This is a genomic window from Rhizobium sp. CFBP 13644 (assembly GCF_014842165.1).
GTDB lineage: Bacteria > Pseudomonadota > Alphaproteobacteria > Rhizobiales > Rhizobiaceae > Agrobacterium > Agrobacterium tumefaciens_C.
The window spans coordinates 113,930-138,112 of the sequence record NZ_JACYVF010000008.1 but is presented as its reverse complement, the minus strand read 5'-3'; the positions used below and the strand labels follow the sequence as shown (position 1 = coordinate 138,112).

22 protein-coding genes are annotated in these 24,183 nt (G+C 57.5%); 14 read left to right on the top strand and 8 right to left on the bottom strand.

Annotated features, from left to right (window positions below; genetic code table 11):
- Positions 1-21 precede the first annotated feature (21 nt).
- From tatB to IFT53_RS18690, 6 genes are all read left to right on the top strand, one after another.
- Entirely contained in the window at positions 22-864 is an 843-nt protein-coding gene (gene tatB, locus IFT53_RS18715) for a Sec-independent protein translocase protein TatB (protein WP_192066851.1), read from the top strand.
- Positions 861-1,673 (top strand): twin-arginine translocase subunit TatC, encoded by an 813-nt coding sequence (tatC, locus tag IFT53_RS18710; protein WP_192066850.1) that lies wholly within the window; start codon positions 861-863, stop codon positions 1,671-1,673. Before tatB ends, tatC begins: the two co-directional genes overlap by 4 nt.
- Positions 1,674-1,765: 92 nt before the next feature.
- On the top strand, positions 1,766-3,049 hold the full coding sequence (serS, locus tag IFT53_RS18705) for a serine--tRNA ligase (protein WP_192066848.1): 1,284 nt from the start codon (positions 1,766-1,768) through the stop codon (positions 3,047-3,049).
- A gap of 19 nt (positions 3,050-3,068) precedes the next feature.
- Positions 3,069-3,845, top strand: a complete 777-nt coding sequence (surE, locus tag IFT53_RS18700) for a 5'/3'-nucleotidase SurE (protein WP_192066846.1) — start codon at positions 3,069-3,071, stop codon at positions 3,843-3,845.
- A complete protein-coding gene (locus IFT53_RS18695; protein WP_192066845.1) occupies positions 3,842-4,495 on the top strand; it encodes a protein-L-isoaspartate(D-aspartate) O-methyltransferase in 654 nt (217 codons plus the stop codon). The genes surE and IFT53_RS18695 overlap by 4 nt, the downstream gene beginning before the upstream one ends.
- Positions 4,496-4,802: 307 nt before the next feature.
- A complete protein-coding gene (locus tag IFT53_RS18690; RefSeq protein WP_244656384.1) occupies positions 4,803-6,404 on the top strand; it encodes a peptidoglycan DD-metalloendopeptidase family protein in 1,602 nt (533 codons plus the stop codon).
- A 77-nt stretch (positions 6,405-6,481) separates the two neighbouring features.
- On the opposite strand, the gene mobB is transcribed toward IFT53_RS18690, so the two are convergent.
- The 5 genes from mobB to moaA all read right to left on the bottom strand — a co-directional run bounded on the left by mobB (position 6,482) and on the right by moaA (position 10,910).
- A complete protein-coding gene (mobB, locus tag IFT53_RS18685; protein WP_192066843.1) occupies positions 6,482-7,009 on the bottom strand; it encodes a molybdopterin-guanine dinucleotide biosynthesis protein B in 528 nt (175 codons plus the stop codon).
- A complete protein-coding gene (gene mobA, locus IFT53_RS18680; RefSeq protein WP_192066841.1) occupies positions 7,006-7,635 on the bottom strand; it encodes a molybdenum cofactor guanylyltransferase MobA in 630 nt (209 codons plus the stop codon). The genes mobB and mobA overlap by 4 nt, the downstream gene beginning before the upstream one ends.
- Entirely contained in the window at positions 7,632-8,846 is a 1,215-nt protein-coding gene (locus IFT53_RS18675) for a multidrug effflux MFS transporter (RefSeq protein ID WP_192066839.1), read from the bottom strand. The genes mobA and IFT53_RS18675 overlap by 4 nt, the downstream gene beginning before the upstream one ends.
- Positions 8,843-9,745 (bottom strand): DMT family transporter, encoded by a 903-nt coding sequence (locus IFT53_RS18670; RefSeq protein WP_192066838.1) that lies wholly within the window; start codon positions 9,743-9,745, stop codon positions 8,843-8,845. The genes IFT53_RS18675 and IFT53_RS18670 overlap by 4 nt, the downstream gene beginning before the upstream one ends.
- 175 nt (positions 9,746-9,920) lie before the next feature.
- Positions 9,921-10,910, bottom strand: a complete 990-nt coding sequence (gene moaA / locus IFT53_RS18665) for a GTP 3',8-cyclase MoaA (protein WP_446737695.1) — start codon at positions 10,908-10,910, stop codon at positions 9,921-9,923.
- Between the two features lie 181 nt (positions 10,911-11,091).
- Here moaA and IFT53_RS18660 point away from each other — a divergent pair, with 181 nt between their 5' ends.
- The 3 genes from IFT53_RS18660 to IFT53_RS18650 are packed head-to-tail and all read left to right on the top strand — an operon-like array spanning position 11,092 to position 13,954.
- Entirely contained in the window at positions 11,092-11,460 is a 369-nt protein-coding gene (locus IFT53_RS18660; RefSeq protein ID WP_192066834.1) for a gamma-butyrobetaine hydroxylase-like domain-containing protein, read from the top strand.
- Positions 11,461-11,498: 38 nt separating this feature from the next.
- Positions 11,499-13,316, top strand: coding sequence for a monovalent cation:proton antiporter-2 (CPA2) family protein (locus IFT53_RS18655; RefSeq protein ID WP_192066832.1), 1,818 nt, complete (start codon positions 11,499-11,501; stop codon positions 13,314-13,316).
- Positions 13,317-13,345: 29 nt separating this feature from the next.
- The gene (locus IFT53_RS18650) at positions 13,346-13,954 is read left to right on the top strand and encodes a pyridoxamine 5'-phosphate oxidase family protein (RefSeq protein WP_192066831.1); all 609 of its coding nucleotides are present in this window, start codon (positions 13,346-13,348) and stop codon (positions 13,952-13,954) included.
- A gap of 30 nt (positions 13,955-13,984) precedes the next feature.
- Here the strand turns inward: IFT53_RS18650 and IFT53_RS18645 are convergent, their stop codons facing one another.
- Together IFT53_RS18645 and fumC are read right to left on the bottom strand one after the other, a co-directional pair.
- The gene (locus IFT53_RS18645; protein WP_042619366.1) at positions 13,985-15,046 is read right to left on the bottom strand and encodes a GGDEF domain-containing protein; all 1,062 of its coding nucleotides are present in this window, start codon (positions 15,044-15,046) and stop codon (positions 13,985-13,987) included.
- Between the two features lie 311 nt (positions 15,047-15,357).
- On the bottom strand, positions 15,358-16,749 hold the full coding sequence (gene fumC / locus IFT53_RS18640) for a class II fumarate hydratase (RefSeq protein WP_042619367.1): 1,392 nt from the start codon (positions 16,747-16,749) through the stop codon (positions 15,358-15,360).
- Positions 16,750-17,214: 465 nt separating this feature from the next.
- Here fumC and IFT53_RS18635 point away from each other — a divergent pair, with 465 nt between their 5' ends.
- From IFT53_RS18635 to IFT53_RS18615, 5 genes are all read left to right on the top strand, one after another.
- Positions 17,215-19,083: a L,D-transpeptidase family protein gene (locus IFT53_RS18635; protein WP_446737694.1), complete on the top strand. Its 1,869-nt coding sequence runs from the start codon at positions 17,215-17,217 to the stop codon at positions 19,081-19,083.
- Positions 19,084-19,148: 65 nt separating this feature from the next.
- The gene (locus tag IFT53_RS18630; protein WP_042619368.1) at positions 19,149-20,078 is read left to right on the top strand and encodes a glutaminase; all 930 of its coding nucleotides are present in this window, start codon (positions 19,149-19,151) and stop codon (positions 20,076-20,078) included.
- A 70-nt stretch (positions 20,079-20,148) separates the two neighbouring features.
- Entirely contained in the window at positions 20,149-21,039 is an 891-nt protein-coding gene (gene ttcA / locus IFT53_RS18625; protein ID WP_192066829.1) for a tRNA 2-thiocytidine(32) synthetase TtcA, read from the top strand.
- Positions 21,040-21,071: 32 nt separating this feature from the next.
- On the top strand, positions 21,072-21,899 hold the full coding sequence (locus tag IFT53_RS18620; RefSeq protein ID WP_192066827.1) for an inositol monophosphatase family protein: 828 nt from the start codon (positions 21,072-21,074) through the stop codon (positions 21,897-21,899).
- Positions 21,900-21,962: 63 nt separating this feature from the next.
- Positions 21,963-22,787, top strand: coding sequence for an inositol monophosphatase family protein (locus tag IFT53_RS18615; RefSeq protein WP_192066826.1), 825 nt, complete (start codon positions 21,963-21,965; stop codon positions 22,785-22,787).
- Positions 22,788-22,857: 70 nt separating this feature from the next.
- Here IFT53_RS18615 and IFT53_RS18610 read toward each other — a convergent pair whose 3' ends face one another.
- The gene (locus tag IFT53_RS18610; RefSeq protein ID WP_192066991.1) at positions 22,858-24,066 is read right to left on the bottom strand and encodes a multidrug effflux MFS transporter; all 1,209 of its coding nucleotides are present in this window, start codon (positions 24,064-24,066) and stop codon (positions 22,858-22,860) included.
- Positions 24,067-24,183 lie beyond the last annotated feature (117 nt).

Sequence of the window (24,183 nt, the reverse complement as noted above, 5' to 3'; positions counted from 1 at the left end):
GCGCATGTCAGGAGCTTTATGATGTTGGATATCGGCTGGAGCGAGCTGCTGGTGATTGCGGTCGTCTTGATCGTCGTCGTCGGTCCCAAGGACTTGCCGCCCATGATCCGCGCCTTTGGCAAGACCATGGCTGGTTTGCGCAAAATGGCGGGCGACTTTCGCTCTCAGTTCGATGAGGCCTTGAAAGAGGCCGATATGGACGACGTGCGCCAGACGATTTCGGACGTGCGCAATCTCAACCCGACAAATTCCATTCGCGATGCGATGAATCCGCTTCGCCAACTGAGCAACGATCTTCGCAACGACCTGAATGGAGTGACGACATCGTCCACAGCGACGAGTGCGCCTGAGGGTGCACCGGCTGTCGATCTTGCTGCTCCTGAAATGAAGCTGCCTGACGGGCCACCGCCGATGACAACGCCGACAGCTGTGGCTGCTGCAGCGGCAACGCCAGCAACCGTCGCTGCGTCACCTGTCACGGCAATGAATGCAACACCTGTTGTGACCACGCCAGCAGTCGAGCCAGGCGAAAAGCCCAAAGCCCCTCGCAAGCGTGCCGAGAAATCCGTGCAGGAAATCGAGGCCGAAAAGGTCGCAGCAAAGCCCAAGCGCGCAGCGAAGATCGTTTCTACAAAAGACGAGGCGGCAAAGCCTGCCCGCAAGCGTGCAAGTGCCGCCGAGCCGGGTAGTGTCGCCTTGAGCAAGGATGCGCCCAAGCCCAGCACGGCAAAAGCTGCGAAAGCGGCAGTGGAAGCTGCAGCGCCCATGGTCGAGCTGGCAAAATCGATGGTCGAACCATCAGGTGCCGGGGCATCCGCTGCGAAACCAGTGAAGAAGGCCAAGGCCAAAAAGGGTGAAGCATGACTGCCGATACCGATGATAAGCCGCAGCCGCTTATCGAACATCTCATGGAGCTGCGCACGCGGCTGATCTGGTCGCTCGGCGCATTCTTCGTCGCCTTCATTGGCTGTTTCGCCGTTGCCAAGCACCTCTTCAACCTGCTGGTCATTCCCTATAAATGGGCGGTGATCTGGGCCGGGCTCGACGTTGCCAAGTCGTCGCTGATCTACACTGCGCCGCAGGAATTCTTCTTCACACAGATCAAGGTCGCCATGTTTGGCGCGCTGGTGATTTCCTTTCCGGTCATCGCGTCGCAGCTTTACAAGTTCGTGGCACCGGGCCTTTACAAGAATGAGCGTGCGGCTTTCCTGCCGTTCCTCATTGCTTCACCGCTTCTGTTTCTTCTGGGCGGTGCGCTGGTCTATTTCTTCTTCACGCCCATGGTCATGTGGTTCTTCCTTGCCATGCAGCAACTGCCGGAAGATGGTGAAGTCGCGATTTCGCTGATGCCGAAGGTGTCGGAATATCTCAGCCTCATCATGACGCTGGTGCTGTCCTTTGGTCTGGTGTTCCAGCTGCCTGTGGTGACCACACTTCTGGCCCGTGTAGGGCTGCTGACGAGCCAGTGGCTGCGCGAAAAGCGCAAGTTCGCCATTGTTGCCGCCTTCGTGGTGGCGGCGGTGCTGACGCCGCCGGACCCGATGTCCCAGATCGGTCTTGCGTTGCCCGCAATCATTCTCTACGAGATTTCCATACATTTGGCACGACTCGTGGAGAAGAAGCGCGCTGAGGAAAATGCAGGCCGTGAGCTTGAAAATTCCAGTGACGACTGACGGTATTCGTCAGTATCTTCTTCAGACGCCGGGCCATGTGTCCCGGCGTTTTGTTTTTCAAAACATGATGTAAATTACGGTCTGGAACCACGATGCACGACATTAAATGGATACGCGAAAACCCTGAAGCTTTCGATGCCGGGCTTGCTCGCCGCAATGCAGAGCCGCAGTCCGCCATGCTGATTGCGCTGGATGAAAAGCGCCGCTCCGTGATCCAGACCCTGCAAGACATGCAGTCCCGCCGCAACCTTGCCTCCAAGGAAATCGGTGCTGCGATGGCGCAGAAGAATACCGAGCTTGCAGATAAGCTGAAGGCCGAAGTGGCTGACATCAAGGATAGCATGCCACGGCTGGAAGAAGAGGACCGTCAGGTTTCGGCAGAACTCAATGACGCCCTGTCGCGCATTCCCAACATTCCATTTGATGATGTTCCCATGGGCAAGGACGAGCACGACAACATCGTTGCCCGTGTGGTTGGCGAAAAGCCCGGCTGGAACCATCCTGCCAAGGAACATTACGAAATCGGTGAAGCGCTCGGCTACATGGATTTCGACCGCGCCGCCAAGCTTTCCGGTTCGCGCTTCACGGTGCTGACAAGCCAGATCGCTCGACTGGAGCGCGCGCTTGGGCAATTCATGATTGACCTGCACACGTCGGAGCATGGCTATACGGAAGTGTCCTCGCCACTGATGGTGCGCGATGAGGCAATGTACGGCACGGGCCAATTGCCGAAATTTGCCGAAGATCTGTTCCGTACGACCGATGGCCGCTGGCTGATCCCGACTGCCGAGGTGACGCTGACGAACCTCGTTGCCGGTGAAATTCTCGACGCTGAGAAGCTGCCGTTGCGCTTCACGGCGCTGACACCTTCCTTCCGCTCGGAAGCCGGTTCGGCTGGTCGTGACACACGCGGGATGCTGCGCCAGCATCAGTTCTGGAAGTGCGAACTCGTGTCCATCACCGATGCGGAAAGCGCGGTAGAAGAGCATGAGCGGATGACGGCCTGTGCTGAAGAAGTGCTGAAGCGCCTCGGCCTGCATTTCCGCACGATGACGCTGTGCACCGGCGATATGGGCTTTGGTGCGCGCAAGACCTACGATCTGGAAGTGTGGCTGCCGGGTCAGGATACGTACCGTGAAATCTCTTCCTGCTCCGTCTGCGGCGATTTTCAGGGCCGTCGCATGGATGCGCGTTACCGGGGCAAGGGCGAGAAGGCGACGAAGTTCGTCCACACGCTCAACGGTTCCGGCACGGCAGTCGGTCGCTGCCTTATCGCCGTTCTGGAAAACTATCTGAATGAAGATGGTTCGGTCACAATTCCGGACGTGCTGCTGCCTTACATGGGCGGCCTGACGCGCATCGAAAAGGCTGCTTGATAAGCCTGGGAGGACAATCATGCGGATTTTGCTTACGAATGACGACGGCATTCATGCCGAAGGGTTGGCGGTGCTTGAACGCATCGCCCGCACGATCTCTGACGATGTCTGGATCGTTGCGCCGGAGACGGACCAGAGCGGGCTTGCGCATTCGCTGACGCTGTCTGAGCCGCTGCGACTGCGCAAGATTTCCGACAAGCATTTTGCGCTGCGTGGCACGCCGACCGATTGCGTCATCATGGGCGTGCGCGAAGTGCTGCCGGGCAAGCCTGATCTGATCCTGTCTGGCGTCAACTCCGGTGCCAACATGGCTGACGACGTGACCTATTCCGGCACCATTGCCGGCGCTATTGAAGGCACGCTGCAAGGTGTGCGTTCCTTTGCGCTGAGCCAGGCCTATGCCTATACCGGTCACGCGGAACGGGTCGTTCCGTGGGAAGTAGCCGAGACCTATGCACCGGATCTGATTCGCAAGCTGATGAATGTCGAGCTGCCGAACGAAACCTTCCTCAATCTCAACTTCCCCAATTGCGCACCTGATGATGTGCAGGGCGTAAGCGTGACGGGGCAGGGCAAGCTGGATTTCGGCATGACGGTGGAGCAGCGGCAGGATGGTCGCGGCATGCCCTATTACTGGCTGCGTTTCGGTGAGCGGCTGGGCACCTTCCTCGATGGCACCGATATCCATGCGGTTAAGGCGGACAGGATTTCGGTTACGCCGCTCAAGCTCGATCTGACCGATTACACGGTGAAGGATCGCGTCGCGAAGGCATTGGGCCTGGGAGTGGACGGTTGAAATCCGCCATGGTGGAAAAAGAGGGCTTTGCCGCCCTCGTTCTGCGGCTGCGGGCCGAAGGGATTTCCGACATCGACCTCCTGACCGCTGTGGAACAGACGCCGCGTTCGCAATTTGTGCCTGCGCAATTTGCAGCTGACGCCTATTCTAGCCGAACCATTCCCATCGATTGCGGTGCCTTCATGGAAAGCGCGGATATGGCCGTGAAGCTGGTTCACCGCCTTCAGGTCAAGCCCGGCCAGCGTGTGCTGGAAATCGGCACCGGCAGCGGTTTCATGACCGCTGTTCTGGGCAAGCGGGCAGAGCGTGTGGTTTCCATCGACCGCTACAAGACGCTGGTGGACATGGCGCACAACCGGATGGATGACCTCGGCATTCGCAATGTCGTGATTCGCCACGCGGATGGCACGAATGGGCTGGTCGGTGAGGGCACTTTCGACCGGATCATTTCAACGGCAGCATTTCCCACCCTGCCGCGCTTCTTTACCGAGCAGATTGTCTCGGGTGGCATGATGATTGTACCCATCACCATGGAAGACGGGCGCTGCGTCATGACCCGTTTTTCCAAGACAGGCAGCCGATTCGAGCGCGAAGAAATGTTCGAGACTCCCTATCTGCCGATAGAGCCGCATATCGCCCGATATTTGTAACATATCGGGACACCGCGCCGCGCGCCGGGGTGCGGGTGGCGTGCAGGATTGATTTTATTCAAAATATTGCATGTGCGCTGCTTTGTGCGGGAACCCCCTGCCAAACAAGGCTTTGCGTTGGGCGCATGGTTATCGAATTGTCAAAAATTATCAAAAGCCTATGCCGTTTTAACGGCGTGGTAACACTAACACGCTTTAATCATCTCCATCGACGCATGGTTTTCCCGAGACGGGAGAGGGGCCTTGCAAAGTGTAGTTCAGCCGGATCGATCCCGATGCGGCGGTTGGCGTCAGTGTAGATCGAGTCATGCGTATGAGTAATTCGCCCAAAATCGGAAAATCAATCGCAAAGATGTTCGCAGCGGCATTGCTGGCAAGCGTCGCAACGGGTTGTAGTTCGGACGCCACGCGATTTGGCGGCCTGTTTTCCAGCGGCCCGGATCAGATGACCACGGCATCCATTCCATCTCGCAGCGGTAATGTGCCAGCGCCTGTTCCGCAGAACGACATGGGCGGTGGCGGATACGCGTCTTCCGCGCCGCAGGGCGGCTACGGCAACCAGAATATGGCCCAGAATTCTGGAATGAATCAGGCTTATCCGGCTTCCAACGGTGGTTATGGCTCTGTCCAGCCTTCGTCGGCGCGTGCGGCCTCGTCTTCGGCATCTGTCCAGCGTCAGGAGCTTGCGGCTCCATCGCCTGCGACACGTCGCGAACCGGCAAACCGCAGCGAAGCCATGGCGCAGCCAATGCCAACGGGCAAATCCACAGCCGCGCCTTCCATGGCGTCGGCACGTGTCAATTCCAACACCGCAGACACGCTCTCCACCGGTTCCGTCAAGGCTGCCGATACTGGCTGGCACACCGATGGTGCGTCTTCGGTAACGCTGAAGTCCGGCGAAACGATTGCGACGCTTTCCAAGCGTTACGGCGTGCCTGAGAAGGCTCTGCTGCAGGCAAACGGCCTTTCGAGCGCCTCTGCTGCGACACCTGGCCAGTCCGTTGTCATTCCGAAGTTCGGTCAGTCTCGTAACGCCGCACGTGCTGCATCGGGCAATATTGATCTGAGCAAGGACAATAACGGCCCTGCGCCAACACGCGGACCAGAGCAGAACGTCGCTGTGCTGCCAAGCCAGAATGCCGCCCGTGACAAGGCTTCGGCCGAAGCCGGAAAGCTGACGCCTCCCGGCGGCAAGCCGCTTCCGCCAACGGGTGGCTACAAGGTCCAGTCGGGCGATAGCCTTGCAAAGATTGCTCGCGCTAACGGCGTTTCGGTTGCAGACCTGAAAGCTGCAAACGGCATCACCGATGGCAATGTGCGGATCGGCCAGACCCTGAAAATTCCGGGTGCAGGCACTGACGGCATCAAGACGGCATCGGTTCAGCCACAGGCGCCAGCCGCTTCCAAGCCGGTCGAAGCCCCAGTTGCTGCGGCCAAGGTCGAGGCACCAAAGGCACCAGCCGCCGCAGATGCGAGCGTCAGCGATGTTGAGAAGAAGTCCGACATGGCGTCACTTGCGCCTGAGTCTACAGGCATCGGCAAATATCGTTGGCCAGTGCGCGGTGCTGTGATCTCCGGTTTCGGTGAAAACGTCGATGGCAGCCGCAATGACGGCATCAACATCTCCGTGCCAGAGGGTACGCCGATCAAGGCTGCTGAAAACGGTGTCGTCATCTATTCCGGCAACGGCCTGAAGCAGCTGGGCAACACGGTTCTGATCCGCCACGACGACGGTCGTGTCACGGTTTACGGCAATGCGGCGAACCTTGAGGTCCAGCGTGGTCAGAAGGTTCAGCGCGGCCAGACCGTTGCCACTTCAGGCATGACGGGCAGCGCCAAGCGTCCACAGGTCCACTTCGAAGTCCGCAAGGACGCGACACCTGTGAACCCATCCTCTTTCCTTGAATAGGATCATCCTTTTTCCTTGATCAGGTATTGCGTCTCAAGGATAGGAAAAGCCGGGCTTGTGCCCGGCTTTTTCGCATTTCAGGGTTGGTTCAGCTTAGGTCTCAATAGGCCGACCGTGCGCTCGATGAAGTCGGCAATGGTTGCCGTGTCGTCGAGATCAAAGACCGGCAGCGTGGTGTCGGGCACGGGGTGGTCAGCGGCGATGGCGATGATATTTGCATCGTTGGGTGCAAGCGGCTCGGTCTTTGCGGCGTCCCGCCTGCGTGCCTCGATCTTGGGAATGGGCTCGTATTTGTAACCTTCGATCAAGACCAGATCGCAAGGGGCGATGCGGGCGAGGATTTCCTCGAATGACGGCTCCGGCCCGCCCCGCAATTCGTGCATGATGGCAAAGCGTGTGCCTGAGACGATGGTAACTTCATGTGCGCCAGCCTGCCTGTGCCGCCAGCTATCGGCACCGACCTTGTCGATATCAAAATCATGATGCGCGTGCTTGATGGTGGAGACACGATAGCCACGGGCAGTCAGCTCGGTCACGATGCGAACGGCAAGGCCGGTCTTGCCGGAGTTTTTCCAGCCGGAAATGCCAAATACCTTTGGAGTCATTCAGACAGGCTCCTCAGAAATGTCTCGGCGGTTGCGAGTTCATCCGGCGTGTTGATGTTGTAGAACGGGTCAATGGAGGCCGTTGCGCTCTCTACCGGGGGAAATGCTACGCCAAGCGTGACGTGCCGCGCGATATAGCTGCGGATACGGCGATTGTTGTCATTATCAAGCCATAGCTCAAGATCGTCAGCAATCGAGACCGGCCACAGACCGAAGACTGGATGAACATGGCCGCTGGACGCGGCGATGACGATGGCATCCTCACCTGTAACGTGCTGCGTGAGTTGCGTCGAAAGATCCGCCGGAAAGAACGGGCTATCGGCAGGCACAGTCAGAAAGTGGGTGGCCTGAGGCGCGTGAGCCGCAAAATGGCGCATGCCCGCCAGAATACCGGCCAGTGGTCCGGCGTGACCGGACTTGGTATCTGGCACCAGCGGAAGCGCGAAGGCGAGAGCCCAGTTTTCCGGCGCGTTCAGCACAAGCTGTGACACCTGCGGTGTTACTCTATCGATCACGTGCGACAGAAGCGGCTTTTCGCCGAGGTGGCTGAGCGCCTTGTTTGTGCCCATGCGGCGCGATAGTCCACCGGCCAGGATGAGGCCAGGCAGCATATTTGTTTGGTTCATTTCATGCCTCGTATATGGCGGTTCTCCTGCATGCCTGTATAGGCACTTGCTGCCAGCGCAAGAAGCGCGTTCACCGTCATGACCAGCAATAACGGCGTGGTGCCTGCTTCCTTTGAAAGCAGCGATGACGCTAGAACAGCAAGGCCCGCCCCGCCGCCAATGGTCAAGGCACCGCCAAGGCCGGATGCCGAACCGGCCAGATGCGGTTGGACATTGACCATGCCAGCATTGGCGCTGGGCAATGTCACGCCATTGCCGAGGCCGATCAGGGCAAGCGGAAGAAAGAATTCGTAATGGCTGTTCAGCCCCAGATAGGACAGCACCAGCGCAACGAAAATGCCGGCTGCTGCAATGGCGTTTCCTGCCAGCATCATGCGCGAGATACCGATGCGCTGCGCATAGCGCCCGGACAGGAAGTTACCGAACATGTAGCCGCCCGCCATGAAGAAGAATTGCATGCCGAGCACTGCCGGTGACAGGCCGTAAAGCACATTGCCAACGAAGGGCGCGCCACCCAGAAAGGAGAAGAACAGGCCTGACGAGAATGTAGACGTTAGCGCGTAGCCCCAGAAGCGGCTGGAGCGCAGCAATTGCGGCCAGGCATTGAACTGGGCGGAAAAGCTTGATGATTTCTGTGTGTTCGTTTCGCCCAGGTCGAAAAAGACCAGGGTGAAGATCGCCGCGCCGCAAAAGGCGAGCAGTATGAAACTAGCATGCCAGGACGCGAATTCATTGAGGAAACCGCCGATGGTGGGGCCGACCATGGGAACGACGGACATGCCCATGGTGACGTAACCAATCATCGACGCCGCCTGATCTGCCGGAACCATATCCCGCACAACGGCGCGCGCCAGTACGAAGCCTGATGCCACGACCGCTTGCAGCATGCGCCCGATCATGAAGACAGTAACATTGGGGGCAAACGCGCAGATGAGGGTGGCGATGACCATGACCGCAAGGGCAACAAGCATGACCGGACGACGCCCGAACAGATCCGACAATGGGCCGATGACGAGTTGCAGAATAGCTGTGGTTGCCAGATAGCCCGAGACTGCGAACTGCATGACGGCGTAATCGGTCTCGAAATAAACCGCCATGGCCGCAAGCGAGGGCAGGAAGATGTTCATGCTCAGCGCCGCAACGCCTGAGATCAGAACGAGCGTCGCAATATGCGGCGGCGTCGACCGCTTTAGAAAGACGACCGCACTCATGGTATTCTCGTAGAGGTTTTAGCAATGGGGGGCTGTTTGCGCCTGCTTTCGCGATAGAACGTGTAAAGCCCAGAGGCAACGATGATGGCCGTGCCAACAAGGATAAAGGCGTTCAATTCCTCTCCAAACACGAAAAAGCCTATGGAGAAGGCCCAGATCATGCTGGTGTAGCGGAACGGCGCCACGAAGGCGATTTCGCCCCGGCGCATGGACAGAATGACAGCCTGATAGCCGATGACAACGAGAACGGCAGAGGCGAAGAGGTGCGACCAGATATAGCCGTCCATCGGCTGCCAGCCGCCAAACGGCAGGACCAGGGCTGCGCCAAACAGCGTGTTGACGAAGGCGGTGGTCATTGTAATCGTCATGGACGGGACATCGGTATACATGCGCCGTGTGAGCAGATCGCGCCCGGCTGTAACGAAAACGGCGCCAACGACCAGCAAAGCTGCCGTGGTGAAGCCATCTGGGCCGGGCCGAAGAATGATGAGCACGCCGGCAAAGCCGACCAGAATTGCGCTCCAGCGCCGCCAGCCAACGGGTTCGCGCAGGAAGATGGCGGCACCCAGTGTAACCGCCAGTGGGAGCGATTGCATGATGGCCGCCACATTGGCAAACCCCATGACCGCCAGCGCGCTGAGGTAAAGAATGGATGCCGCAACCTCGCACAGGCAGCGAGCGACGATGATGGGCCGCAGCATCATTTTGATCGGTCGCAGCGCACCCATCTGGCGGGCAATGACATAGACCAGCACGCATGTGATGATGCCACGCACGAAAAGGATCTGGCCTGTGTTGATGTAGGGCGTGACGGATTTGGTGAAGGCGTCATTTATGGTGAAGCAAGCCATCGCGAGCGTCATGAGCAACGCGCCGCGCGTATTGTCCGTCAGTGCCATTTTATTCACATTCCCAGATACAACGGTGTCCGTGATGGTGCCTGGCACATCGTACGACTCCGCCCACTCCTCTTACATTGAATGCGTGGCATGCTGCCGAGGCGAATTCAATCGAATTATATTGGAAGACGGAATAAAGCTTCGCGTCAGACGGGCCTGGATTCCGAAAATGCCATTAGCCGCCGGTCACACTCATGTGGCGGGCAACAGAGGGGCGCTTGTGCGTGCGGTCGATGATGAAATCATGCCCCTTCGGCTTGCGCAGAATGGCATCATCGATGGCCTGTGACAGAAGTGCGTTGTCATCGGAAGCTCGCAGCGCCGTGCGCAGATCTGCAGCATCATCCTGGCCAAGGCACATGTAGAGCGTGCCGGTGCAGGTGAGGCGGACGCGATTGCAGCTTTCGCAGAAATTATGCGTCATCGGCGTGATGAAGCCAAGGCGACCGCCGGTTTCCTTGACGCGGACATAACGCGCCGGACCGCCGGTCTGGTAGCCGATATCGTCGAGCGTGAAATGCTCTTCCAGCGATGCGCGCACCTGCGACAGCGGCAAATAGCGATCCGTGCGGTCTTCCTCGATTTCGCCCATCGGCATGGTTTCGATGACGGTCAGATCCATGCCGCGCTCATGGGCGAACTGCATGAGGTGAGGAATTTCATGCTCGTTGAAATCCTTCAGCGCCACGGCGTTGAGCTTGATCTTGATACCCGCAGCCAGGGCGGCATCGATACCGCTCATGACCCTTGAGAAATCACCCCAGCGGGTGATCTGCCGGAATTTTTCGGGATCGAGCGTATCCAGCGACACGTTGATGCGGCGAACACCGCAATCGAACAGTTCTGTTGCATGGGTTGCCAGTTGCGACCCGTTGGTCGTCAGCGTCAATTCGTCCAGCGTACCTGCCTGCACATGGCGACCGAGGTCACGGACGAGATGCATGATGTTCTTGCGCACAAGCGGTTCGCCGCCTGTGAGCCTGATCTTGCGCACACCCTTGGAAATGAAGGCGGAACAGAGCCGGTTCAGCTCTTCCAGCGTCAAAAGATCCTTCTTGGGCAGAAAGGTCATGTGTTCGGACATGCAGTAAGTGCAGCGAAAATCGCAGCGATCCGTAACCGACACACGCAGGTAGGTGACGGCGCGACCGAAGGGATCGACCATCGGTGCCGTGCTTTCCGTCAGGGAATTCGCGTGGGGCAGCGAACCGAGAAAGCTGTTCAAACTGAGGTCTCCAGTGCATTCTTTGGGAGGCGGGCGAGGCTTGGGCCTTCATGTAGTGTCTTGCCCGCAGAGCGGCAAGGTCATAAGTGTGCAGTATATTATCATGTTGCGGAAATGAAAAATGAGTGATCCCTGGCCCACGGAACTGCGCGTCTCGAAAGACAAGCGACATCTCGTCGTGACATTCGACAATGGCGCCTCTCATGATCTGCCCGCCGAAATGCTGCGGGTGCTTTCGCCGTCAGCTGAGGTTCAGGGCCATGGCCCGGGACAGAAGGTTACCGTTCCGGGCAAGCGCAACGTTGGCATCCGCGCCGTTGTCGCCACGGGCAATTATGCCGTGCGCATCGCGTTCGATGACGGTCATGATAGCGGAATTTTCACCTGGAGATATCTGCTGGAGCTTGGGCAGACGGGTGACACACTGTTCGCTGAATATGAGCAGGAGCTGAAGGAAAAAGGCTTGAGCAGGGAGCCTAAACTCCGCTAGCAGACATAAACGAATTCATGCAGGGACAGGGGTGACACTTGGCAGTCGAGGGAAATGCAAACGATCTGGCGCAAGTGGTCGTCCTGTTGGCGGCGGGGGTTATTGCGGCCCCTATCTTCAAACGAATAGGTCTCGGTTCGGTCCTCGGCTATCTCGCCGCCGGTCTCGTCATAGGTCCGTTCGGGTTCGGCGCTTTTTCCGATTCACAAGCCATCATCCATATAGCCGAACTTGGCGTGGTGATGTTTCTCTTCATCATTGGGCTGGAAATGCAGCCATCGCGGCTGTGGTCCATGCGCAAGGATATTTTCGGGCTAGGTGCCTTTCAGGTGCTGACCTGCATGGCAGGCCTGACGATGGTGGGCCTTGCGCTCGGCTTCTCGCTTATTCCATCCTTTGTCGCTGGCACCGGCTTTGTGCTGACATCGACTGCTATCGTCATGCAGATGCTGCAGGAGCGCAACAGCATGTCGACGCTGAAAGGCCAGCGCATCATCGCTATTCTTCTGTTTGAAGATCTGGCCATCGTGCCGCTTCTGGTGCTTGTCGCGTTTTTGGGTGCGGGTGGCGAAGCCGTGACGCTGACGGAGCGGATGACCTCCATTGGTATCGCGCTGGCCGCCGTCGTGGCGCTTGTCGTCGCTGGTCGCTATCTGCTCAACCCGTTCTTCCGGCTGCTGGCGGCATCCGGCGCGCGGGAAGTGATGACGGCGGCGGCCTTGCTGGTGGTTCTCGGTTCGGCACTTTTGATGCAGGTCAGCGGGCTTTCCATGGCGATGGGCGCGTTTCTGGCGGGCGTGCTGCTGTCTGAATCCTCGTTCCGGCACCAGCTGGAAGCCGATATCGAACCCTTCCGCGGCATTCTTCTCGGCCTGTTTTTCCTCGGCGTCGGCATGGCGATCGATCTGACTGTGATTGCCGCCAACTGGCAACTGGTCGTGATGAGCGTGATTGCCTACATGCTCATCAAGGCGCTGTTGATTTACTGCGTGGCGCGGATGCTGGGAACGTGCCAGCGCGAAAGCATAGAGCGGGCCGTGCTGATGGCGCAGGGTGGCGAATTTGCCTTCGTGCTTTATTCGGCAGCCGTTGCGGCTGGAATACTCGACGCTGAAGCCAATGCGGTGCTGACGGCGACCATCATCATTTCGATGATCCTGACGCCGCTGATGGTGATTGCTCATGATCGCATCATGCCCAAGCATGTTCCCGATACCGGCGATCTTGATCTGCCAGAGAATGTCGAGGGCAGCATTCTCATGATCGGTTTTGGCCGGTTCGGCCAGATTGTCAGCCAGCCGCTACTGGCGCGTGGATACACGCTGTCGCTCATCGATAAGGATGCGGACTTCGTGCGCGACGCTGCCGGTTTCGGCTTCAAGGTCTATTATGGCGACGGATCACGGTCCGAAATTCTGCATGCGGCAGGGGCAGGGTCGGCTAGGGCCGTGCTGATCTGCGTGGACGACAAGGACGCTGCCGTTCGGATCGCCGAAATTGTGAAGCACGAATTTCCCTTGGTGCCGGTGCTGGCGCGCGCCTATGATCGAGGCCATGCGCTGGATCTGTTGAAGGCGGGTGTCGATTATCAGATCCGCGAGACCTATGAGTCGGCTCTGGATTTCAGTGGAAAGGTGCTGACCGCTATTGGTGAGGAAACCGATCTTGCCGAGCGGTTGGTGGAAGAATTCCGCGATGTCGACAAGGAGCGGTTCGCGCTCGAGGTCGTTGGCGGTATCTATGCCGGGCGCTCGCTGGTGCGCGGCAATTCTCAGCCAGCCGACCTGGTGGCTGCCCGCACGGCCCGCGAGCGCGCAGAACGAGAGGCCCGGGAAGAGGCGCAGGAGCAAGGCTGACGCGCTATGCGAGGCAGGGAGAGGACATCATGACAATCATCCGTTCCGTCGAAGAACTGAGAGCCATCTATGGCGAGGTGAAGGAAACCTCCTACACCAAGGTCACCAAGGCGTTGACGCCGGGCTACAGGCGGATGATCGAAGCATCGCCATTTATGGCGCTGGCAACCGTGGGGCCAGAGGGCCTGGATTGCTCACCGCGTGGTGACAAGGGCGGCATTATCAGGGTCGTGGATGACAAGACGTTGATGCTGCCGGATTGGCATGGCAACAAGCGTATCGACTCGCTGACCAACATCGTGCGCGATCCTCGCGTCGCCCTTCTGTTTCTGGTTCCCGGTTCCAACACAACGATGCGTGTGAACGGAACTGCCGAGGTGTCAATCGACCCCGAATTGCTTCAGAGCTTTGAGATGGATGGCAAGCACCCGCGAACGGTCGTTGTTTTCACGATCGGTGAGGTCTATTTTCAGTGCGCGCGCGCATTGCTGCGCTCAGAACTGTGGAACCCGGACAATTTCCTTGATCCCGCGTCCTTACCCACACCGGGCGCACTGGTTAAAGATGCAAAAGCGGATTTCGATCAGGAAACCTATGATCGCGAGTGGCCGAAAATCGCTGAGAAAACCATGTGGTGAGTGAGTGAGAAACCGCTGTGGTGCGGTTTTCTACTTGTAGATAAGCCAGCTCTTGCCGCCATAATTTTTCTGCATGCCGTCCTGGAAAAGCACGGTGCGGTTCCGTCCTGTTTCCTTGGCCTGATAAAGCGCGATATCGGCGTTCGCATAGAACTCGCCGGGATTTTGCGCCTGCGATGCCATCGTGTAGCCCAGAGATATTGTGACCTGACCGTAGTCGATCCCGGATTTCGAGTGGCGGAACGGGGTTTTCTCAAGCGTTGTTCTGATACGTTCGCACATCACGTTGATTTCTTCCTGGCTGCTGCCTTCGAGAATGATGGCAAATTCTTCACCGCCACTACGGGCAACAAAGATATCCTTGCGCACGCAGGCACGGATGACCGAGGCGACGCTGGCGAGGATCTTGTCTCCCACGGGATGACCGAACGTATCGTTGATACGTTTGAAATTATCGACATCCACCAACACAAGACCGGAAAATTGCAGGCCGATGGTGCTGTCATACATGGAGGCCAGCTTTTCATCGAAAGCGCGGCGGTTGGAAAGCCGTGTCAGAGAATCGGTGTTGGCGATGCGCTTGTATTCATCAAGCTCAAGGCGAACCTGCTGCATTTCCTCGGCGTGGCGATCCACGCTTTTAGATGTCGTCTCGTTTTCCGCCATCTTGTTTCCAGTCGCCTCGACAAGCATGGCGACAGCGGTGCGCAGAAGATGGGTACTTGCGTGGTTCTTATCCGCAATACCGGCACGGGTTTCATCCAGAATGCGGTTGTAATTCTCAAGGTTCGTCTGCTCGTGTTGAAGAACACCGAGCACGCGGCTGAGTTCCGTCGCCAGCTTTGCACGGGCCGATTCCAGCAATTGCCCCTGGTTATGATCGAAATAGCGCGAACCGAGTTCGTCCAGATCTTCCTGCGTCGCATTATTACCCAGCGCAGCGAGATCCTTGGTCAAATCCGGATTGGAGCCGATATAGGCTTCGTAGAACAGGCTGTAATTGCGCGGAATGGGAACAACGCCCATATTGCGCATGGCAAACAGAATCTGCGCGGATATATCCAATCCCTTGGACGTCGACGGCATCTTCATCAAGTCACTCCCGGCAATATGTGCGTCTGTAATCCGCGATCATCATAAAGTTCTAATGGAAATCTCAATTAACGAAAATCGGTATTTGTCGAAAATACGAATATTCCAATATGTCCACGGCTCTGTAAGGCCTTGTTTTTAAATAATTAGATTCGCCTAACAAAATCGTGGGTAGCACCCAATATCACCATGCAGCCAAAATTATAGTGGTAATTTCTTATAGGGCCAAAATTTTTTTGTTGTCTTAACAATCGTCAAAATTATCGAAAAAAATGGAGGCGGTTCATGAGGGCCGCCTCCATAGTCTTATGTTATTTAGGGCCGATCATGTTTTCCGGACGAACATACTGATCGAACTCTTCATTGGTGAGATACCCACCGCCGACCGCTTCTTCGCGGAGCGTCGTGCCGTTCTTGTGCGCGGTCTTGGCGATTTTGGCGCAGGCGTCATATCCCAGCTTGCCATTGAGGGCTGTGACCAGCATGAGCGAGTTTTCGACGCCCTTTTTGATGTTGTCTTCACGGGCTTCAATGCCAACAACGCAGTTATCAGTGAAGGACACTGCTGCATCGCCCAGAAGTTGTACCGACTGCAGGAAGTTATAGGCCATCATTGGGTTGTAGACGTTGAGTTCGAAATGGCCCTGGCTGCCTGCGAATGTGATCGCCGCCTGATTTCCGAAGATGTGTGCGCAGACCTGGGTCAGAGCTTCCGATTGGGTCGGATTGACCTTGCCCGGCATAATGGATGAGCCGGGTTCGTTTTCAGGCAATGCCAGTTCACCAAGACCGGCGCGTGGGCCGGAACCGAGGAAGCGGATGTCGTTGGCAATCTTGAACAGTGCGGCCGCCGCGGCATTGATGGCGCCATGGGCAAAGACCATCGCGTCGTGGGCAGCCAGCGCTTCGAACTTGTTGGGGGCTGTTACGAAAGGAAGGCCGGTGATCTTTGCGATCTCTTCGGCAACCTGTTCTGCAAAGCCGACGGGCGCGTTCAGACCCGTACCGACGGCGGTGCCGCCCTGTGCCAGTTCATAAAGACCCGACAGAGTGAGTTCGATGCGCTTGATGGCGGAAGCGACCTGCGCTGCATAGCCGGAAAATTCCTGGCCGAGCGTGAGTGGTGTTGCGTCCTGAGTGTGGGTGCGGCCAATCTTGATGATGTGGGCAAAGCCCTTTGCCTTGGCATCCAGGCTCGCATGCAGGTGCTTGAGGCTTGGCAGCAGGTGGTGAACCATCTGCTCGGCGCAGGCAATGTGCATGGCCGTTGGGTATGTGTCGTTGGACGACTGGCTCATATTGACGTGGTCATTCGGGTGAACGGGCTTCTTGGTGCCCATCTCGCCACCGAGCATTTCAATCGCCCGGTTGGAAATGACTTCGTTGGCATTCATGTTGGATTGCGTGCCGGAACCGGTCTGCCACACTACGAGCGGGAAGTGATCGTTGAGCTTGCCATCGATGACCTCTTGTGCGGCCTGGATGATGGTGTCGCCAATCTTCGCATCGAGACCGGCCAGTGCCATGTTTGTGCGGGCAGCGGCCTGCTTGACGATGCCGAGCGCACGTACGACCGATGCGGGTTGCTTTTCCCAGCCGATCTTGAAGTTTCCAAGCGAACGCTGTGCCTGGGCGCCCCAGTAACGGTCGCTTGCAACATCGATCGGGCCAAATGTGTCGGTTTCAGTGCGTGTGGCTGTCATCAGTCCTGCCTCTCCTGTGTATCCTCCGGCAAGCCAGCTTTTCGCTTAAGGCTTTGCGCGCGGGCCGACATATAAAGGGATAGCGCAATCATGGAAAGCCTGTCGCAGCAGCCGGACACCATATTTCGCCACGGATTTGATGCCGCGCATGGCTTGGTTCCGAAAGTCCGGCAGCGTGGCATTTGGGTCACGTTACTGGAGGCACGGAAATGACGCTCAATGTGCACCCGCGTGACGAAAACTTGTTTGCTCAATGATAAGAAACTAAAGAGAAATTTAACTATTCTGGCCAAACGTGGAGCCCACGCCAGCACGATTTTTGTCGGGCTGGAAACCCATGTCTGATAAAGGATTGGCCTTCTTCCGTTTCTTCCCAAAGGAAGACCAATCAGCTAGACAGACACATACTTCTCATATGCGCATCGATGAATGATGGCGCGGGACGCGGCGAGGATTACATTGAAAATCACATCAGGAAAAATATCGGCAGCATGGATTTTGGCTCTCGGTCTTTCCGTTTCGGCTGGCGTGCCAAGCACCGCCAGTGCCGTCACTCTCATGGATCTTCTGCGTGGTGGACCGGGCAAGGTTGAGCGTGAACGTGAGCGTCAGGAGCGCAGTCTTCCGGGTGTGACCCAGCCAGGCATCGCTGCCACCCGTGATGTGGACCCAGAGCCGCTGCCACGCGTGGCCGGCCCTCGCTATTATACCTACAAGGCAGACAGCACGCGCGTCATCGACAGCTCGAAGTTTTCGTCTGGTCTTGCCGGTGTCAAAGTTTCCGCAACGCCTGAAATCGCCAAGGCTGTGGAAGCCTATTACAATGCCGGTGGTGCGCCCATCTGGGTCTCGAACGGCGACATCAGCGAACGCGCAAGCGCCGTCCTCGCATTCTTTGAAACAGTCGGTGACAGCGGTCTCAACCCTGCCGACTATGCCGTTTCCGCACCATCGCAGGATGTGACCGCCAGCATTTCCGCAGAGCCGCAGGCGCAGGTCCAGAATGTTGCCCTGACCGACGAGCAGAATATTCCGCCTGCGATGATGCAGTTTGAACTGGCATTGTCCGTCAAGGTTCTGACCTATGTGCAGGACACGGCGCGTGGCCGCGTCGATCCCAACAAACTGTCTGGCTACCATGATTTCAAGCGTAAGACGGTCAATCTCGCACCGGTGCTGAAGCTTGCCAGCATGAGCCCTGATGTCGGCGCTTATCTTCGCAGCCGCGAGCCTTCCAATGTCGAATACCAGTCCCTTAAGGCGGAGCTCGTGAAGCTGCGCAATGAGGACCGTGATAGCACCAGCAAGATCGCGGTTCCCACAGACCTCGTTCTGAAGCCGGGTGAAAACAACGCCGAGATGGCGATGGTCGTCAAGGCCATCGAGCACCGCTCATCTGCCGGGTTGAAGACCGAGCACGCCATGACATTGGCTGGCTATCAGCAGACGCCCGAATACACGCCTGATCTGGTCGATCTGGTGAAGTCGTTCCAGGCTGAAAATGGCTTAAAGGCCGATGGCGTGATTGGCCGCGCAACCGTGCGCGCCATGACCGGTGACAGCAACGAAGCCAAGATCGCTAAGCTTGAAGTGGCGATGGAACAGGTGCGCTGGCTGCCAGCAGATCTGGGTGACCGCTTCGTGTTCATCAACCAGCCCGCATTCATGGCTTACTACCATAATGAAGGTAAGGAAGATTTCGGCATGAAGGTGGTCATTGGCTCCAAGGCCAACCAGACCTACTTCTTCCAGGATGAGATTCAGACCGTTGAATTTAACCCTTACTGGGGCGTTCCGCAGTCCATCATCGTCAATGAAATGCTGCCAAAGCTGCGTCGTGATCCATCCTATCTGGATCGTCAGGGCTATGAAGTCTCCGTCAACGGCCGCACCGTGTCTTCGTCCAGCGTTGACTGGTACGGTTCGACCAACGCGATCTCGGTTCGCCAGCCGCCGAGCAGCGACAATGCGCTGGGTGACCTGAAGATCCTGTTCCCGAACTCCCACGCCATTTACATGCACGACACGCCAGCCAAGAGCTTCTTCAGCCGCGATATGCGGGCTCTCAGCCACGGCTGCATTCGTCTTGTCGATCCGCGCCGCATGGCCGCTGCCGTTCTGGGCACGAGCATCAACGACGTCGACAAGCAGATTGCCGCAGGCCAGAACCGCGCCGTGCAGGTGCCGGGCAAGATCCCCGTCTATGTTGCCTACTTCACGGCATGGCCAGACAAGGACGGCCACGTGCAGTATTTCGACGACGTCTATGACCGCGACAGCTACGTCATGAAGGCCTTTGACGCGACGACCAAGACGCGCTCGTCATCCATCTGATAGCGAGCGAGCAAAAACAGAAAGCGCCTTGACGGGCGCTTTTTTATTATCAAAAGGCAGGGGCCATGCGGGACATTCAGACGGTACTCGATTCCATTTGCAAGCACATGCAAACCCGTCTGGGTGAGGGCAAGGTTGCTGATTATATCCCGCAGCTGGCCAAGGTTGACCCCAAGCAATTTGGCATTGCCGTGACCACTGTCGATGGCGAAACCTATGTGGCCGGGGACGCCCGGGTTCCTTTTTCGATTCAGAGTATTTCCAAGGTCTTCATGCTGACGCTTGCGCTGGGCAAAGCCGGGGAAAGTGTGTGGAAGCGGGTGGGGCGGGAACCATCAGGGTCCTCATTCAACTCCATCGTTCAGTTGGAGCGCGAGGCGGGCATTCCGCGCAATCCCTTCGTCAATGCTGGCGCTATCGTCATCACCGACATGGTGCTGGCAGGTCACCAGCCGCGCGAGGCCATTGGCGAGTTGCTGCGCTTCATTCAGTATCTGGCCAATGACGATACGATTTCGATCGATAACTCAGTCGCAAAATCTGAACAGACAACGGGCTTCAGAAATCTGGCGCTCGCCAATTTCATGCGCAGCTTCGGCAATCTTCACCACCCGGTAGAACATACGCTGGGCGTTTATTTCCACCAATGCGCCATTTCCATGAATTGCGTTCAGTTGGCGCGGGCAGGGCTGTTTCTTGCCAATCATGGCCGCAACCCGGTTACGGGCCATTCGGTAGTATCGGACAAGCGGGCGCGACGCATCAACGCGCTGATGCTGACCTGCGGACACTATGATGGGTCTGGTGACTTTGCCTATCATGTCGGCCTGCCGGGCAAGAGCGGTGTTGGCGGCGGTATTCTGGTGGTCGCACCCGGCAAGGCATCCATCGCCGTCTGGTCTCCGGGGCTGAACGAGGTCGGCAACTCCGCACTGGGTTCTGCAGCACTTGAAATGCTGGCCAACGAAATGGGCTGGTCCGTATTCGGGGCTTGATCTTCCGCTCATATGCGGGCATTGCCTGAGGCCGGGACGCTTCAAACGTTCAGGACCAAGCGAGATTGCCATGACCATTGCCGCAGAAATCGATGACATGCCAGAGGGCGTCGAGCTTGATGAGCAGAGTGGTGCTCATTCGCTGTTTGCGCATGTGCCGCAATCCGTATCGTTCAACAAGCTGCGCAAGCGCCTGCTGCGCAATGTGCGCCAGGCCTTCGATGATTTCGATATGCTGAAGGGTCAGAAGCGCTGGCTGGTGGGCTTGTCAGGCGGCAAGGACAGCTATGGTCTACTGGCGCTGCTGCTGGATTTGAAATGGCGTGGCCTGCTGCCGGTGGAGCTGATTGCCTGCAATCTCGATCAGGGTCAGCCAAACTTTCCCAAGCACATATTGCCGGAATATCTGACCAAGATCGGCATGCAGCACCGCATCGAATACCGCGACACCTATTCCATCGTGAAGGAAAAAGTGCCTGCTGGCGGCACCTATTGCTCGCTCTGTTCGCGCCTGCGCCGCGGTAATCTCTACCGTATTGCGCGCGAAGAAGGCTGTGATGCGCTGCTTCTGGGCCACCATCGCGAAGATATTCTCGAAACATTTTTCATGAACCTCTTTCACGGCGGACGGTTGGCGGCCATGCCGGCCAAGCTAATGAACGACGAAGGCAACCTGATGGTGCTGCGTCCGCTGGCCTATTGCGCCGAAGACGATATGGCGAAATTTGCCGCAGCCATGGAGTTCCCGATTATTCCCTGTGATCTGTGTGGTTCACAGGATGGTTTGCAGCGAAATGCGATGAAGGACATGCTGGCGGATATCGAGCGCCGCATGCCTGGCCGCAAGGATGTGATGTTGCGCGCCATGGCCCACGTCAATCCGTCGCATCTGCTTGACCCGAAGCTTTTTGATTTTGCGGGCCTTGCTGTCACGGAGCCGTCACGCTTGGAGCTTACGTGAGCACAGCATTTCATCCTTAAAAGAAGCCCTTCATGACCATTTCTGATTCCGATCTCTATTACCTTGTTTCCATTGTTGCCGATGCTGGCGTAACTGAGATAATGCCGCGCTTTCGCAACCTCAGTGCCTCCGATGTTTCGGAAAAGACCTCGGTCATCGATCTCGTCACTGAAGCCGATCTTCTGGCGGAAAAACGCATCACCGCCGCGCTGCTGGAGCGTTTTCCAACGGCCCATATTGTCGGTGAAGAGGCCTATGATGCTGACCGCTCGGTTGTGCCCGCTCTGGTCGATGCTCCCTTGGCCTTCGTGATCGACCCCATCGACGGCACGTTCAATTACGCCTCTGGCCTGCCAGCCTTCGGAACGTTGCTGGCCGTGACCATCAAGGGTGAGACCGTTGCAGGCATCATCCATGATCCTGTGATGGGTGATACGGTCGTCTCCGTGAAAGGCGCTGGCGCAAGGTTGATCCGCAAGAACGGCGCTGAGGCCAAACTTGATGTCGCCAAGCCGGTCGAGCTCTCGCAGATGGTCGGCGTGTTTTCGTGGGGGCATAGCGTCGAGGAGCGTCGCCCGGTTATCGCTGCCAACATGACGAAGGCCAAGATGGCGCTTTCGCTGAATTGCTCGGCCCACGAATACTGGCTTGTTGCCAGCGGCAAGATACACTTCATAGGTCATGAAAAGCTGATGCCCTGGGATCATTTGGCCGGTGTGCTGACCCACCAGGAAGCGGGCGGATATACTGCCAAATTCGATGGCACGCCCTATCGTCCCGGAGATCTGGCAGGCGGTATCCTGTCTGCCCCTGACAAGGAAAGCTGGAAGATGCTGCGGCGCGAAATCGTCGGCCTATGATTTGAGACCAGTTGTAACGCATGTCGTCAACTGGTGCGACATGCCTTGAGGAAGGAACGACCCATGACCGTGGAACTCGACATCGCATCTCTTGCCAACGCCCTGCAAGAGGCGGCGGCAGTGGAAATTCTGCCAAGGTTTCGCAATCTGGGCGAGGGCGATGTGCGGATCAAGACTGAGGCCATCGACCTTGTGACGGAGGCCGATGAGGCTGCCGAACGCCTGATCCGCGCGCGCGTTGCCGAGTTTATGCCGGATGCGTTGTTTGTGGGTGAAGAAGCGGTTGCTGCCGATCCGTCCCTGCTGAACAAGCTGGGTCAGGCGGATCTGGCCGTGGTTGTCGATCCCATCGATGGCACCTTCAATTTCGCAGCGGGTCTGCCGCTTTTCGGCGTCATGCTGAGCGTCATTTCCAAGGGCGAGACGGTTGCCGGCCTGATCTACGATCCCATGGGCAACGACTGGGTGATTGCCGAGAAGGGTTCTGGCGCATGGATGTGCAGCGCCGATGGCTCACAAACCCAGATGAGCGTCGTGCCACCGCCAGAGCTTTCACAAATGGTGGGCATCGCCAACACCGGCTATTTTGAAGGTGAAGTGCGCCGCCGGCTGCTGAACAATCTGGCCGATGTGCGCCTGTTCACAAGCTATCGCTGCGCAGCCCATGAGTACCGCATTTTCTGCGGCGGCCACATGCACTTCCTGATGTACAACAAGTTGATGCCTTGGGACCACCTTGCTGGCACCCTGATTTCGCAGGAATCCGGCGCTTACGCAGCACGTCTTGATGGTTCGCCTTACCTGCCGCACCATGTCGATGGCGGGCTTTTGCTGACGGCGAATGAGGAGACCTGGGAATTGCTGCGCGAGAAGATTTTCACGGTCTGAGCCAAGGCTCTGCCGTACAAACGAAAAAGGCGCGGATGTTACCATCCGCGCCTTTTCTGTATTCGCATGTTCAATGCGTGGGTTTGTTCTGCGGCTGGAACAGGACGCCCTTTTCGCCGAGCAGTACGAACAACAGCCCCACGACCGACACGATGAAGAAGCCAGCCACCATGGGCAATGCCGTGCCGTTATAGGCCTGGCCGATGACCGCACCGATCAGCGAGCCGCCGATGGTGCTCATGAAGCCGATGACCGATGAGGCCGTGCCAGCGACGTGGCCAAGCGGTTCCATGGCAAGCGAGTTGAAGTTAGAGCCGATGAGGCCGAACTGGAACATGGCAAGCGCAAACATGACGATGAACAGCACGAATGGCATGGGCTGTGGCCCGTACATCTGTGCCAAGAGCCACACGAAAGTGATGACAATGAAACCGATCAACGATCCATGCGACAGCTTACGCATGCCAAAACGGCCAACGAGCTTGGAGTTGAGGAACGAGGACAACGCCATGAAGAGTGCGACGCCCGCAAAGGCGGCAGCAAACCAAGGCCCCAGTCCATAAATGCCCTTATAGACCTGCTCCGCCGAGTTGATGAAGCCGAAGAGTGCACCGAAGATAATCGTGCTGGCGATGGTGTAGCAAAGCGCTATCCGGTTGGTCAGCACAATCTTGAAGCCCTGCAAGACAGAGGCGACGGTGAGCGGACGCACATCTTCAGCATGCAGGGTTTCCGGCAAGCGAAGATACATCCACAGGGTCACGATGGCGGCAATGCCCGCCATGAAGCCGAAGATCAGGTGCCAATCACCGAAGAACAGAACGATCTGTCCGGTCCCGGGCGCGATGACGGGCACGACCATGAACACCATCATGATGAGCGACATGACTTCCGCCATCTGGCGTCCGCCATAGATATCGCGAACGATGGAAATGGTGATGACGCGCGTTGCAGCAGAGCCGATGCCCTGAATGAAGCGCAGCACGAGAAGGCCTGCAAAGGACGGCACGAAAATGACGGCGATGGACGAGATGATGTAGATCGCCAGGCCGACCAACATGGGCGTGCGGCGACCGAAACGGTCAGCGAGCGGGCCGTAGAAGAGCTGCGAAATACCAAAGCCTATCAGATAGGCCGAGATGACATATTGACGGTGATTTTCATTATCGACGCCAAGCGAAGCGCCGATTTCCTGCAAGCCCGGCAACATGATGTCGATTGCCAGCGCATTGAGCGCCATCAACGCCGCTGCCAGCGCGATGAATTCCGTACGCCCCATGGATATGGTGCGCGCCGGATCTGATTGTGAAGGATTTGTCACAGAATTTGTCCCAATAGAACGGCAAAGGCGTTGCTTGGGGCAACGCCTAGACAGGTTTTTAAAAGTAGGGGGGCC

Coding starts and splice junctions, on each gene's coding strand:
- tatB (WP_192066851.1), top strand. CDS start 22: ATGTTGGATATCGGCTGGAGCGAGCTGCTGGTGATTGCGGTCGTCTTG.
- tatC (WP_192066850.1), top strand. CDS start 861: ATGACTGCCGATACCGATGATAAGCCGCAGCCGCTTATCGAACATCTC.
- serS (WP_192066848.1), top strand. CDS start 1,766: ATGCACGACATTAAATGGATACGCGAAAACCCTGAAGCTTTCGATGCC.
- surE (WP_192066846.1), top strand. CDS start 3,069: ATGCGGATTTTGCTTACGAATGACGACGGCATTCATGCCGAAGGGTTG.
- IFT53_RS18690 (WP_244656384.1), top strand. CDS start 4,803: ATGCGTATGAGTAATTCGCCCAAAATCGGAAAATCAATCGCAAAGATG.
- mobB (WP_192066843.1), bottom strand. CDS start 7,009: ATGACTCCAAAGGTATTTGGCATTTCCGGCTGGAAAAACTCCGGCAAG.
- mobA (WP_192066841.1), bottom strand. CDS start 7,635: ATGAACCAAACAAATATGCTGCCTGGCCTCATCCTGGCCGGTGGACTA.
- IFT53_RS18675 (WP_192066839.1), bottom strand. CDS start 8,846: ATGAGTGCGGTCGTCTTTCTAAAGCGGTCGACGCCGCCGCATATTGCG.
- IFT53_RS18670 (WP_192066838.1), bottom strand. CDS start 9,745: ATGGCACTGACGGACAATACGCGCGGCGCGTTGCTCATGACGCTCGCG.
- moaA (WP_446737695.1), bottom strand. CDS start 10,910: ATGGTCGATCCCTTCGGTCGCGCCGTCACCTACCTGCGTGTGTCGGTT.
- IFT53_RS18660 (WP_192066834.1), top strand. CDS start 11,092: ATGAGTGATCCCTGGCCCACGGAACTGCGCGTCTCGAAAGACAAGCGA.
- IFT53_RS18650 (WP_192066831.1), top strand. CDS start 13,346: ATGACAATCATCCGTTCCGTCGAAGAACTGAGAGCCATCTATGGCGAG.
- IFT53_RS18645 (WP_042619366.1), bottom strand. CDS start 15,046: ATGAAGATGCCGTCGACGTCCAAGGGATTGGATATATCCGCGCAGATT.
- fumC (WP_042619367.1), bottom strand. CDS start 16,749: ATGACAGCCACACGCACTGAAACCGACACATTTGGCCCGATCGATGTT.
- IFT53_RS18630 (WP_042619368.1), top strand. CDS start 19,149: ATGCGGGACATTCAGACGGTACTCGATTCCATTTGCAAGCACATGCAA.
- ttcA (WP_192066829.1), top strand. CDS start 20,149: ATGACCATTGCCGCAGAAATCGATGACATGCCAGAGGGCGTCGAGCTT.
- IFT53_RS18620 (WP_192066827.1), top strand. CDS start 21,072: ATGACCATTTCTGATTCCGATCTCTATTACCTTGTTTCCATTGTTGCC.
- IFT53_RS18615 (WP_192066826.1), top strand. CDS start 21,963: ATGACCGTGGAACTCGACATCGCATCTCTTGCCAACGCCCTGCAAGAG.
- IFT53_RS18610 (WP_192066991.1), bottom strand. CDS start 24,066: ATGGGGCGTACGGAATTCATCGCGCTGGCAGCGGCGTTGATGGCGCTC.